We start from the raw sequence: 12,455 nt of genomic DNA, 5'->3' as shown, positions 1-12,455 counted from the left end.
TTAATTCGAGCGTTTCGTAAACCGCGGACGCGTACGCAGTGTTGCACGCACGCATCCCCCGAGGGGTGGAAATGGCCCGCGTCGCGGCCCATATTGCTGACCATCGCACCATGCTCCGAGTTTCCGACCCCATGACCAACCCCATCATCACCATCTACAGCACCGCCATCTGCCCGTACTGCGTGGCCGCCAAGAACTTCCTGAAGAGCAAGGGACTGGCCTGGACCGAAGTGCGCATCGACACCGCGCCCGGCGAGCGCGAGAAGATGGTCGAACGCACCCGCCGCACCTCCGTCCCGCAGATCTTCGTCGGCGAAACCCACGTGGGCGGCTACGACGACATGATGGCGCTGCACCGCGCGGGCAAGTTCGAACCGCTGCTGGTGGGCGCATGAGCGGCAGCGACGAAGCGGACCGCGTCCACGCGTTCACCGAGTTCCGCAAGCGCATGAACGAGCGGATCCTGGCCGAACCCAACCAGGTTGTCCGCCGCTTCTTCGCGCTCGACACGCAGACCTACCAGGCAGGCGCGCTCGACGTGAAGACCAAGGAGCTGCTGGGCCTGGTCGCCTCGATGGTCCTGCGCTGCGACGACTGCATCAGCTACCACGTGGCCCAGTGCCGCGAGGCCGGCGTGAACCGCGACGAGATGTTCGAGGCCTTCTCCGTCGGCCTGGTGGTCGGCGGCTCGATCGTGATCCCGCACCTGCGGCGCGCGGTGGATTTCCTCGACAAGCTCGAGCAGGGCGAGGCCGCTTCGGTCCCGGCCCACGACCACGGCTGACCCTACGCCGGCGGACGGTGGGCCCGCCCCGTCTGGCATAATCGCGGGCTCACAAGAACCCCGACGGCACGCCCCAGGCGTGCCGTCCGCTCGTCCGGACCCCACGAATGACCCAGACCCCCGCGCAACACACCATTACCGTCCTCAAGGGCGACGGCATCGGCCCCGAGATCATGGACGCCGCGCTGTACGTGCTCGACGCGATGCAACTCGGTTTGCAGTACGAGTTCGCCGACGCGGGCATGACGGCGCTGGAGAAGGTCGGTGAACTGCTGCCGGCGGCGACGATGGATTCGATCCGCAAGAACCGCATCGCGTTCAAGAGCCCGCTGACGACGCCGGTCGGCGAAGGCTTCAGCTCGATCAACGTCGAACTGCGCAAGCGCTTCGACCTGTACGCCAACGTGCGCCCGGCGAAGAGCTTCCCGAACACGAAGTCGCGCTTCCCGAGCGGCGTCGACCTGATCACCGTGCGCGAGAACACCGAAGGCGCGTACATCGGCGAAGGCCAGATGCTGTCGGAAGACGGCGAGACCGCGGTGCTCACGCAGAAGGTCACGCGTCGCGGCTCCGAGCGCATCGTGCGTTACGCGTTCGAACTCGCGCGCCGCACCGGCCGCAAGAAGGTCACGGTCGTGCACAAGGCCAACATCCTGAAGTCGACGTCGGGCCTGTTCCTCAAGACCGCACGTACGGTCGCGGCGGAATATCCCGACATCCAGTGCAACGAGATGATCGTCGACAACTGCTGCATGCAGCTGGTGATGAAGCCGGAACAGTTCGACATCATCGTGACGACCAACCTGTTCGGCGACATCATCTCCGACCTGTGCGCCGGCCTCGTCGGCGGCCTGGGCCTCGCCCCGGGCGCGAACATCGGCACGGACGCTGCGATCTTCGAAGCCGTGCACGGCTCGGCGCCGGACATCGCGGGCAAGGGCGTCGCCAATCCGTGCGCGCTGCTGCTCGCCGCGGCGCAGATGCTCGACCACCTCGGCATGACCGACAAGGCGGCGAAGTTGCGCGAAGCCATCATCGCCACGCTGGAAGCGAAGGATTCGCTGACGCCGGACCTCGGCGGCGAAGGCAACACGATGTCGTTCGCGAAGGCGATTGCAAGTCGCGCCGTATAAGCGCCTGCGCCGCGGCCTGATCCCGGGCGCAAGTGTTGAAAGAAGAACGGCGCCTCGCGGCGCCGTTTTTCGTTGGTGCGATGTGCGATTCGCGAAGTGCAGCGCCGCGAGTCGCGCAGTCCCTCAGTCGCGCAGCTTCGACAGCAGGCGCAGGAATTCCAGGTACAGCCACACCAGCGTGACCATCAGGCCGAACGCGCCGTACCACTCCATGTGTTTCGGCGCGCCTTGTTCGACGCCGCTCTCGATGAAGTCGAAGTCGAGCACGAGGTTCAGCGCCGCGACGACGATGATCACCAGGCTGATGCCGATGCCGATCGGACCGGAGTCGTGCAGGTAGGGCACCTGGAACCAGCCCGTCATGCCGCCGATCATCGATGCCAGGTAGATCAACGCGATCGCGCCCGTGGCCGCGACGACGCCCAGCTTGAAGTTCTCCGTCGCGCGGATCAGCCCGCTGCGGTACGCCATCAGCAGCGCGAACAGCGTGCCCATGGTCAGCATCACCGCCTGCAGCACGATGCCGTCGAAGCGCGCGTCGTAGATGGCCGAGATTGTGCCGAGCGCCAGGCCTTCGAACAGCGCTTACAGCGGCGCGGTCACCGGCGACCAGCTGGCCTTGAAGATCGTGATCATCGCGAAGACGAACCCGCCGACCACGCCGCCGACCAGGTACAGCATGCCGTTGGGCGACATGCCCTCGGGCGTGATCTCGATGCTGTTCCAGGCGAAGGCGCCCGTCAGCACCGCCAGGAACAACAGCAGGCCGGTCTTGTGGACCGTGCCGTTGAGGGTCATGACCTCGCCGTCGCGCGTGACGACGGTGCCGGAGGCGGCGTCGAGGAAGGTGTTTTCCTTGAGGGCGGGATTTCCGCTGCGGAACATCGGGTGACTCCCCTGTCGTGTTGGTCGGATCCGTCCGCAGCATAGCCGAGGCGCCGCGCGTTGACAGGGCGCGGGTCGCTCCACAGAATTCCCGCGACCGTCGGGGTATAGCGCAGTCTGGTAGCGCGCCTGCTTTGGGAGCAGGATGTCGGGGGTTCGAATCCCTCTACCCCGACCACTCTCGTCTTCGCCGCGAAGCGCCCGTAGCTCAACCGGATAGAGCACCGGCCTTCTAAGCCGGCGGTTACAGGTTCGAGTCCTGTCGGGCGCGCCAAGGGTCGCGATGCTCGCGCCACTCGTCTGTCGGATCTGACCGTCGGTGCGGTGTGTCGTCCTGCGCGCGGTGATCTTTGCGTGAAGGGAAGCTGTGACTTCATTCATGCGGTAGGCCCGAGGGACGCGAGGCCGAGGCGGACGTCGCGCTTCCCTTCGAGGACACCTACTCCAATGAGCAACAATGCATTGCCGCGCGCGCTCGCGGCGGCCTTCGTCGCGTGCGCGCTTTCGAGCGTCTCGCCGGCCAACGCCGAAGCGATCAACGGCGCGATCTACACCAGCACGCTCGACGGCACCACCGTCAACGCGAACCAGTACGACGCGAAGAGCGACGTCTATCTCAATGGCGGTCCGGCGAATGCGCCGGGTTGCAACGGCGGCGATCTCGACGCGGGCGATTACTACTTCCAGGTCACCGATCCGTCGGGTGCGCAGCGCCTGTCTTCCGACGAAGTCGAAGACCGCAAGGTCCGCGTCGCGGGCGGCGTGATCAGCGAGAACCTCGGCACGCATCCTGTCGGTGGCGTCGGCCCGTGCGGGAGCCTCGCGATCCAGGTCATTCCGTTCGACGACACGCCCAACGGCGGCGGTGTCTACAAGTTGTGGATCACGCGCGTGTCGGACTACGTCGCGACGTGCACCGACCTCGGGCTCGACCTCGTGTCGTGCCAGGAACGCGGCTTCGTCGGCGGCAACATCAAGACCGACAACTTCAAGGTGAAGGACGTCGTTCCGCCGCCGCCGCTCGGCAAGATCAAGGCGCTCAAGTTCTACGACGCGAATGCGAACGGTGCGTACGACGACGGCGAAGTGTTCCTGCAAGGTTGGGAGATGAACCTGATCTCCTTCAGCCAGGCGGTCGACTCGACGCAGTTCACCGGCGTCGACGGCTGGACCGTGTTCGACGACCTCGTGCCCGCGAACGACTACTACGTCGCCGAAGGCCTGCCGCTCGAAACCAATTGGCACCACTCCGCCACGCTGTTCGCAGGCCACGATGGTTCGCCGATCAATCCGGGCGGTCCGCTGACCGTGGTCGCGGGGCAGACGACGAACATCGCGTTCGGCAACTACTGCACGATCCCCAGCGGCGGCCACACGCTCGGCTTCTGGAGCAACAAGAACGGCCAGGCGCAGTTGAACGACGGTGGTTCGATGGCCTCCGAGTTCGCGATCCTCGCCGCACTGAACCTGCGCAACGCCAACGGCAGTGCGTTCGATCCGACCGCGTACGCCGGATTCCGCACGTGGCTGCTCAACGGCACCGCCACCAACATGGCGTACATGTTGTCGGTGCAACTGGCGGCGATGCGTTTGAACGTGGAAGCGGGCTTCGTGTCGGGCAGCGCGTATTACGTGCCGTACGGCGGCACGGTGTCGCAGTTGATCGACGACGCGAATGCGTTGCTCGGCGCCGACGGCGTGACGCTGGCGGGAGACCCCAACCGCGCCGCGCAGGAACGCGTGAAGAACTATCTGGACGAGTTGAACAACGGTGCGGGCGTGCTGTCGCCGACGCCGTGCGCCTACACGTTCTGAAGTGATCGATTGACTGAACGGCGACCCGAATGTGGAAGCCGAAGGGTCGTCCGGGGCGGCGAAGTCGCCCCGGCGGCTTGCATCCCCGGGCCAACTCCTGAAAAATAGCCGGCCGCTCGCAGTGCAACGCGAGCGCCGTGGTGGCTGTAGCTCAGTTGGTTAGAGTACTGGATTGTGATTCCAGATGTCGGGGGTTCGAGTCCCCTCAGCCACCCCATTCCGTTTCGTGGTTCGCTTGTTTACAATGCGCGCCGCACGGGCCGTTAGCTCAGTTGGTAGAGCAGTTGACTCTTAATCAATAGGTCCAAGGTTCGAATCCTTGACGGCCCACCAAATCAAGACCTGGCTTCGGCCAGGTCTTTTTTTTGCCCGCTCGACACGCGATGCGGTTCGCGACCGGCCGCACGGAAGGCCTCGCGGCGTTTCCGTAATTTGACGACTCGACCTGGGGGAGGCTGACGATGCGACGGATCCTGGTGCTGGCAGTGCTCCTCATGCTCGCGGCATGCAACGACGGGAGCCGCTTCACGGCGGAAAGCTGGAGGCAGACGGACCCGCTCGAGCGACACGTGTTTGTCGCCGACCTCGTCTCGCGACGCGTGCTGATCGGCAAGTCCAGGGGCGAGGTGGAGGGGATGCTCGGAGCCGGCTATCGCCAGCCCGACTCGACGAGCTGGAACATCGGCACCAGTCCGGAATCCGGGCGGCCGCAGACGTTGCGGGTCGATTTCTCCAGGGACGTGGCGGTGCGGGCTTCGGTGGAACGCACCAGCAACTGAGCCTCGCCGGCGTCTTTTTGCCACAATGCCGCTGCGCGAAAGTGGCGGAATTGGTAGACGCACCAGATTTAGGTTCTGGCGGGCAACCCCCGTCCGGGTTCGAGTCCCGGCTTTCGCACCATTCGCGGCGCCGCTCAGGTGGCGGCCCGGGCCGCTTTCGGCCAAACTACCCCGTTCCGCCGGCCGCGGTTCCCGCCGCCGGCCCGTCATCCAATCATCGAAGAGCTCCCAGCAATGCAAGTCTCGGTCGAAACCCTCGGCAACCTCGAACGCCGCATGACCTTCCGCCTCCCGGCGGAAAACGTCGACACCCAGGTGGGCGGTCGCCTGCGCGAGATCGCGCGCACCGCGCGCATCAAGGGCTTCCGCCCCGGCAAGGTCCCGACCAAGGTGATCGAGCAGCGCTACGGCGACCAGGTCCGCCAGGAAATCCTCGACGGCATGCTGCGCGAGAGCTTCGACGGCGCCGTTCGCGAGAACGAACTCCGCCTGGCCGGCGCGCCGCAGATCGTGCCGAGCACCGAAGCGGGCGAGGGCGAGCTGGCGTTCGTCGCCACGTTCGAAATCGTGCCGGACTTCGGCGACATCGACGTCGCGGCCCTGCAGGTCGTGCGTCATACGTCGGACGTCGAAGACGCCGACATCGACCGCATGATCGACAACCTCCGCATGCAGCGCCAGAGCTGGACCCGCGTCGAGCGCGCGGCGAAGGACGGCGACATGGTCACGATGGAAAACTGGTCGGAAGTCGACGGCGTGCGCCGTCCGGCCGAAGGCGCCGAGAAGGGCAGCACCGTCGTCGGTTCCGGCGCGATGCTCAAGGAACTCGAGGCAGCCGTCGTCGGCATGGCCCCGGGCGACGAGAAGACCGTGAAGGTCGAGTTCCCGGCCGAATGGCGCATCGCCGATTTCGCCGGCAAGTCGGTCGACATCCACATCAAGGCGCTCGAAGTTTCCGAGCCGGTGATGCCGGAAGTCGACCAGGCGTTCATCCGCAGCTTCGGCGTGAAGTCGGGCGAGATGGACCAGTTCCGCACCGAAATCCGCAGCAACCTCGCGCGCGAGCTCAAGGGCGCGCTCATGCAGCGCCTGCGCAAGGAAGTCGGCGAACAACTGGCCGCGAAGTACGCGCACGTCGAAATGCCGCCGCGCGCCGTCGAGAACGAAGCGCGCGCGCTCGCCAACGGCATGGCCGAGCAGGCCCGCCGCCAGGGCCAGCAGGTCGTCGTCGACCAGACCCCGTTCATGGACGCCGCGCGCAAGCGCGTGCTGGTCGCACTGCTGGTGGGCGAGATCGCGCGCCGCAACGACCTGCGCCTCGACCAGCGCCGCCTGAACGAGACGATGCGCCTGATCGCTTCGACCTACGAAGAACCCGAGCAGGTCATTGAGTTGTACCGCAACGATCCCCAGCTCATGGCAGGTCTGCAGTCGCGCGTGATGGAAGAGCAGGTGATCGACTGGATCGCCGAGCGCGCCACGCACACGGAGCAGGCACTTTCCTTCCAGGACGCGATCCGACAGTAATATCGACGGGCCGGTCCATCAGAGAGAACCCATGAGCCTCGAAACGAAAGCCTTGAACCTCGTGCCGATGGTGGTCGAACAGACCAGTCGCGGCGAGCGCGCGTACGACATCTATTCGCGTCTGCTCAAGGAGCGGGTGATCTTCCTCGTGGGCGGGATCGACGACCACGTCGCCAACGTGATCGTCGCCCAGATGCTCTTCCTCGAGGCGGAAAACCCCGAGAAGGACATCAGCCTGTACATCAACTCGCCGGGCGGCATCGTCACGGCGGGCATGGCGATCTACGACACCATGCAGTACATCAAGCCGGACGTGAGCACGATCTGCGTCGGGCAGGCGGCCTCGATGGGCGCGCTGCTGCTGGCCTCGGGCGCGAAGGGCAAGCGGTACGCGCTGCCGAATTCGCGCGTGATGATCCACCAGCCGCTCGGCGGCTTCCAGGGCCAGGCGACGGACATCGACATCCACGCCCGCGAAATCCTGACCCTGCGCCAGCGCCTGAACGAGATACTGTCCAAGCACACCGGCCAGGCCCTCGAGACCATCGCCCGCGACACCGAGCGCGACAACTTCAAGAGCGCCGAAGCCGCGCGTGAATACGGCCTGGTCGACCAGGTCCTCGAGCGCCGGCCGGACGATTCGATCCAGGCGGCCTGAATCAGCAGGCCTGAACCCCTGGTCGTGGAACCAATTTCACGCATTCGAGGCTCGGTAGACAACCGGGCCGCGGATGCTATTCTCGGGCCGCAACCGTGTGGCCGAAGCAGGTGTGGGGAATGAGCGAAGACCGTCAAGGCCGATCCGGCGACAGCAACAAGATCCTCTATTGCTCGTTCTGCGGGAAAAGCCAGCATGAGGTCCGCAAACTGATCGCGGGCCCGAGCGTGTTCATCTGCGATGAATGCGTCGAGCTCTGCAACGACATCATCCGCGAGGAACTCGAGGAGAAGGCGCAGTCGGCTCGCAGCCACCTGCCCAAGCCCCGCGAGATCCTCGACGTGCTGGACCAGTACGTCATCGGCCAGTCGCGCGCGAAGAAGACGCTCGCCGTGGCCGTGTACAACCACTACAAGCGCATCGAGAGCCGGCAGAAGAACGACGACGTCGAACTGGCGAAGTCGAACATCCTGCTGGTCGGTCCGACCGGTTCGGGCAAGACGCTGCTGGCCGAAACGCTGGCGCGCCTGCTCAACGTGCCGTTCACCATCGCCGATGCGACGACGCTGACCGAAGCCGGCTACGTGGGCGAGGACGTCGAGAACATCATCCAGAAGCTCCTGCAGAAGTGCGACTACGACGTCGAGAAGGCGCAGCAGGGCATCGTCTACATCGACGAAATCGACAAGATCTCGCGCAAGAGCGAGAACCCGTCGATCACGCGCGACGTCTCCGGTGAAGGCGTGCAGCAGGCGCTGCTCAAGCTCATCGAAGGCACCGTCGCCAGCGTGCCGCCGCAGGGCGGCCGCAAGCACCCGCAGCAAGAATTCCTGCAGGTCGACACGCGCAACATCCTCTTCATCGTCGGCGGCGCGTTCGCGGGCCTGGACAAGATCATCCAGCAGCGTTCGACGGAAGCGGGCGGCATCGGCTTCGGCGCGAAGGTGAAGAGCTCCGAGCGCAAGCAGGATGTCGGCAAGATCCTGTCGGAAGTCGAACCGGAAGACCTGATCAAGTTCGGCCTGATCCCCGAGTTCGTCGGCCGCCTGCCGGTGGTCGCGACCCTCGAGGAGCTCGACGAACCGGCGCTGGTGAAGATCCTCACCGAGCCGAAGAACGCGATCAGCAAGCAGTTCCGCAAGCTTTTCGAAATGGAAGGCGTGGAACTGGAAATCCGCCCCGACGCGCTCAACGCGATCGCCCGCAAGGCGCTCAAGCGCAAGACCGGCGCGCGCGGCCTGCGCACGATCGTCGAATCGGTGCTGCTCGACACCATGTACGAACTGCCGTCGCTCGAGAACGTGAGCAAGGTGGTCGTGGATGAGTCGGTGATCGAACACAAGTCCGAGCCGTACCTGATCTACCAGACGCCTCCGGCCACGCCGAAGGCCGCCGGCGCCGAATGAGGCCCCGGGCCGCCGACCCCGTCGACGGCCCGCCCCTCTGCCCGCTGCTGCCGCCCGTCCGAACGACGGGCGCGCCACCGTTCGTCCGCACGTGGAACGGCACGCTGCCGAGCGCATCCCGGATGTGCGAACCGGCGCTTGCATCCGCCTTCCGCACGCCCCATAACCGAACTCGAGCGCGCACTGCGCGCCGCGTTGACTTGCCGCCCGCTATCGTGGCCCGGCAGGTCTTCCGCGGCCTGCCGTTCACCGCGCTGCAAGCCTGTCCGTCCTTCACGTCCCTGCCGGAGTCCCCATGACGCAACATGCCGAAACCTTCGACCTGCCGGTGCTGCCGCTGCGCGATGTCGTGGTGTTTCCGCACATGGTCATTCCCTTGTTCGTCGGGCGCGACAAATCGATTCGCGCGCTCGACATGGCGATGGAATCCGACAAGCGCATCCTGCTGGTCGCGCAGAAGTCCGCCGACACCGACGCGCCCGGCGCGAAGGACCTGCACGAGATCGGCACGCTCGCCCAGGTGCTGCAGTTGCTGAAGCTGCCCGACGGCACGATCAAGGTGCTGGTCGAAGGCTTGTCGCGCGCGCGCGTCACCGATGTCGAGGAACGCGACGGCGCACTGAGCGGCAAGGGTGCGGTGGTCGACTCCGAATCCACGCGCGAAACGCGCGAAGTCGAAGCGATCGCACGCTCGCTGATGTCGTTGTTCGAGCAGTACGTCAAGACCAATCGCAAGCTGCCGCCGGAGCTGCTGCAGACGCTCGCGGGCATCGACGATCCGAGCCGCCTCGCCGACACCATTTCCGCGCACCTCGGCGTGCGCATGGCCGACAAGCAGCGCCTGCTGGAATCGCTCGACGTCGGCGGTCGCCTCGAGCTCCTCGTCGGTCTCGTCGAAGGCGAAATCGACGTGCAGCAGCTGGAAAAGCGCATCCGCGGCCGCGTGAAGTCGCAGATGGAGAAGAGCCAGCGCGAGTACTACCTCAACGAACAGATGAAGGCGATCCAGAAGGAGCTGGGCGAGATCGACGACCAGCCCAACGACCTGGACGAACTCGCGCGCAAGGTCGCCGAAGCCGGCATGCCCAAGCCCGTCGAGGCGAAGGCGCGCGCCGAACTCGGCAAGCTCAAGCAGATGTCGCCGATGTCGGCCGAAGCCGCGGTCGTGCGCAATTATTTGGATTGGCTGCTCGGCGTGCCGTGGAAGAAGCGCACGAAAGTGCGCAAGGACCTCAAGGTCGCCCAGGACGTGCTCGACCAGGACCACTACGGCCTGGAGAAGGTCAAGGAACGCATCCTCGAATATCTCGCGGTGCAGGCGCGCGTGCAGAAGCTGCGCGGTCCGATCCTGTGCCTCGTCGGCCCGCCCGGCGTCGGCAAGACGTCGCTCGGCCAGTCGATCGCGAAGGCCACCAACCGCAAGTTCGTGCGCATGTCGCTCGGCGGCGTCCGCGACGAAGCGGAAATCCGCGGGCATCGCCGCACGTACGTCGGTTCGATGCCGGGCCGCATCGTGCAGAACCTCAACAAGGTCGGCAGCAAGAACCCGCTGTTCGTGCTCGACGAAATCGACAAGATGTCGATGGACTTCCGCGGCGACCCGTCCTCGGCGTTGCTCGAAGTGCTCGACCCCGAGCAGAACAGCGCGTTCAACGACCACTACCTCGAAGTCGACCTCGACCTTTCGGAAGTGATGTTCGTCGCCACGTCGAACTCGCTCAACATCCCGGGTCCGCTGCTCGATCGCATGGAAGTGATCCGCATCCCGGGCTACACCGAGGAAGAAAAGCTCAACATCGCGATGCGTTACCTCGTGCCCAAGCAGCTGAAGGCCAATGGCCTGAAGGGCGAGGAGCTGAAGATCGCCGAGAGCGCCATCCGCGACATCGTGCGCTACTACACGCGCGAATCCGGCGTGCGCAACCTCGAGCGCGAGATCGCGAAGATCGCGCGCAAGGTCGTCAAGGAACTCGCACTCGCCGGCGCCAAGAAGAAGGCGAAGGCGGGCACGGTCACGGTCACGAGCAAGAACCTCGACAAGTATCTCGGCGTACGCCGCTACGACTACGGCCGGGCGGAACAGGAAAACGAGATCGGCCTGGTCACGGGTCTTGCGTGGACCGAAGTCGGCGGCGACCTGTTGCAGATCGAATCCACGCTCGTGCCGGGCAAGGGCCAGTTGATCCTCACCGGCCAGCTCGGCGACGTGATGAAGGAATCGGCGTCGGCGGCGTTGTCGGTCGTGCGCGCGCGCACCGATCGCTTCGGCATCGACCTCGACTTCCTCACCAAGTACGACGTGCATCTCCACGTGCCCGAGGGCGCGACGCCGAAGGATGGCCCGTCCGCGGGCATCGCGATGGCGACCGCGCTCGTGTCGACGCTGACGAAGGTGCCGGTCAAGGCCGACGTCGCGATGACCGGCGAGATCACGCTGCGCGGCAAGGTGCTCGGCATCGGCGGCTTGAAGGAGAAGTTGCTCGCGGCGATGCGCGGCGGCATCCGCACGGTGATCATCCCCGAGGAGAACCGCAAGGATCTCGCGGACATCCCGAAGGCGGTCACCACCGGCATGAAGATCGTGCCGGTGCGCTGGATCGACGAAGTGCTCGATCTCGCGCTGGAACGCCCGCTCGCGCCGACCGCGGCGGCCGGTAGCCTGGGCGGCGTCCCGGAAGCCGAGGTCGCGCCGGCGGCGAAGCCCACGCCCGCGCAGCCGGACGTGACGCACTGACGTTCGGCTGGTATAAAAACCGCGTCCGCCGTTGCCGGTAGCACCGCGCAACGGCTTGTCGACCGGGGAACGCCAGCCAAGGATGCACGCGCAACCTGCGCGCGCATCGGCCTGCCCCGGTCCCCATCAGCGGTTTCCATCCGGGAGTTCCAAGCATGAACAAAGCCGAATTGATCGATGCCGTCGCCGAAGGCGCCGAACTGACCAAGGCCGATGCCGGCCGTGCCGTCGACGCGGTGATCGCTGCGATCACCAAGGCCCTGAAGAAGGGCGACACCGTCACCGTCGTGGGCTTCGGTACGTTCGCCGTGCGCAAGCGCGCCGCGCGCGAAGGTCGCAACCCGCGCACCGGCGAAACGATCAAGGTCGCAGCGTCGATGAACCCCGCGTTCAAGGCCGGCAAGGCGCTGAAGGACGCGGTCAACTGATTTTCGCAATCGGAACGGGTGCTTAGCTCAGCGGTAGAGCGTCTCCTTTACACGGAGAGGGTCGGGGGTTCGATCCCCTCAGCACCCACCACTCGATTCGATTTTCGTTTTTTGTTGCATCAAGTGTTGCCACTCCCGAATTGGTTTGTGTATGATTTCGGGCTCCGCGGAGTGGTAGTTCAGTCGGTTAGAATGCTGGCCTGTCACGCCGGAGGTCGCGGGTTCGAGTCCCGTCCACTCCGCCACTAGTTCCAAGACAAAGCGCCCGAAAGGGCGCTTTTGTTTTTCCCGGCCAGCCGCCGCCGC

10 protein-coding genes, 7 tRNA genes and 1 pseudogene are annotated in these 12,455 nt (G+C 65.5%); 17 read left to right on the top strand and 1 reads right to left on the bottom strand.

Going from position 1 to position 12,455, the window contains the following annotated elements; genetic code table 11:
- Positions 1-110 precede the first annotated feature (110 nt).
- The 3 genes from grxC (at position 111) to LK996_RS03195 (ending at position 1,917) form a co-directional block, all read left to right on the top strand.
- Positions 111-395: a glutaredoxin 3 gene (grxC, locus tag LK996_RS03205; protein ID WP_230526819.1), complete on the top strand. Its 285-nt coding sequence runs from the start codon at positions 111-113 to the stop codon at positions 393-395.
- Positions 392-784, top strand: coding sequence for a carboxymuconolactone decarboxylase family protein (locus LK996_RS03200; protein WP_230525712.1), 393 nt, complete (start codon positions 392-394; stop codon positions 782-784). The genes grxC and LK996_RS03200 overlap by 4 nt, the downstream gene beginning before the upstream one ends.
- Before the next feature lie 107 nt (positions 785-891).
- On the top strand, positions 892-1,917 hold the full coding sequence (locus tag LK996_RS03195; protein ID WP_230525711.1) for an isocitrate dehydrogenase: 1,026 nt from the start codon (positions 892-894) through the stop codon (positions 1,915-1,917).
- 123 nt (positions 1,918-2,040) lie between these two features.
- Here the strand turns inward: LK996_RS03195 and LK996_RS03190 are convergent.
- Positions 2,041-2,802, bottom strand: a pseudogene (locus LK996_RS03190) (Bax inhibitor-1/YccA family protein).
- Between the two features lie 101 nt (positions 2,803-2,903).
- On the opposite strand from LK996_RS03190, the gene LK996_RS03185 reads away from it, so the two are divergent.
- From LK996_RS03185 to LK996_RS03120, 14 genes are all read left to right on the top strand, one after another.
- Positions 2,904-2,980 (top strand) — tRNA-Pro (locus LK996_RS03185).
- A 19-nt stretch (positions 2,981-2,999) separates the two neighbouring features.
- Positions 3,000-3,076, top strand: a tRNA-Arg gene (locus tag LK996_RS03180).
- A 173-nt stretch (positions 3,077-3,249) separates the two neighbouring features.
- A complete protein-coding gene (locus tag LK996_RS03175; protein ID WP_230525710.1) occupies positions 3,250-4,617 on the top strand; it encodes a hypothetical protein in 1,368 nt (455 codons plus the stop codon).
- Positions 4,618-4,757: 140 nt separating this feature from the next.
- Positions 4,758-4,834, top strand: a tRNA-His gene (locus tag LK996_RS03170).
- Between the two features lie 40 nt (positions 4,835-4,874).
- Positions 4,875-4,950 (top strand) — tRNA-Lys (locus LK996_RS03165).
- 128 nt (positions 4,951-5,078) lie between these two features.
- The gene (locus LK996_RS03160; RefSeq protein ID WP_230525709.1) at positions 5,079-5,396 is read left to right on the top strand and encodes a hypothetical protein; all 318 of its coding nucleotides are present in this window, start codon (positions 5,079-5,081) and stop codon (positions 5,394-5,396) included.
- Between the two features lie 35 nt (positions 5,397-5,431).
- Positions 5,432-5,517 (top strand) — tRNA-Leu (locus tag LK996_RS03155).
- Between the two features lie 113 nt (positions 5,518-5,630).
- Positions 5,631-6,923 (top strand): trigger factor, encoded by a 1,293-nt coding sequence (gene tig, locus LK996_RS03150; protein WP_230525708.1) that lies wholly within the window; start codon positions 5,631-5,633, stop codon positions 6,921-6,923.
- A 31-nt stretch (positions 6,924-6,954) separates the two neighbouring features.
- Positions 6,955-7,581, top strand: coding sequence for an ATP-dependent Clp endopeptidase proteolytic subunit ClpP (clpP, locus tag LK996_RS03145; RefSeq protein ID WP_230525707.1), 627 nt, complete (start codon positions 6,955-6,957; stop codon positions 7,579-7,581).
- A gap of 119 nt (positions 7,582-7,700) precedes the next feature.
- On the top strand, positions 7,701-8,987 hold the full coding sequence (clpX, locus tag LK996_RS03140; protein WP_230525706.1) for an ATP-dependent Clp protease ATP-binding subunit ClpX: 1,287 nt from the start codon (positions 7,701-7,703) through the stop codon (positions 8,985-8,987).
- Positions 8,988-9,282: 295 nt separating this feature from the next.
- The gene (gene lon / locus LK996_RS03135; RefSeq protein WP_425493697.1) at positions 9,283-11,721 is read left to right on the top strand and encodes an endopeptidase La; all 2,439 of its coding nucleotides are present in this window, start codon (positions 9,283-9,285) and stop codon (positions 11,719-11,721) included.
- Positions 11,722-11,876: 155 nt separating this feature from the next.
- Positions 11,877-12,149, top strand: a complete 273-nt coding sequence (locus LK996_RS03130; RefSeq protein ID WP_156641506.1) for an HU family DNA-binding protein — start codon at positions 11,877-11,879, stop codon at positions 12,147-12,149.
- 16 nt (positions 12,150-12,165) lie between these two features.
- Positions 12,166-12,240: transfer RNA gene (locus LK996_RS03125), tRNA-Val, on the top strand.
- A 77-nt stretch (positions 12,241-12,317) separates the two neighbouring features.
- A tRNA-Asp gene (locus tag LK996_RS03120) sits at positions 12,318-12,394 on the top strand.
- Positions 12,395-12,455 lie beyond the last annotated feature (61 nt).

Origin of the sequence: Noviluteimonas lactosilytica, from assembly GCF_020866925.1 — a bacterium.
In the GTDB taxonomy this organism is placed as follows: Bacteria; Pseudomonadota; Gammaproteobacteria; order Xanthomonadales; family Xanthomonadaceae; genus Noviluteimonas; species Noviluteimonas lactosilytica.
Note: the sequence above shows the minus strand (reverse complement) of the source record. Positions and strands in the feature narration are given on the sequence as shown.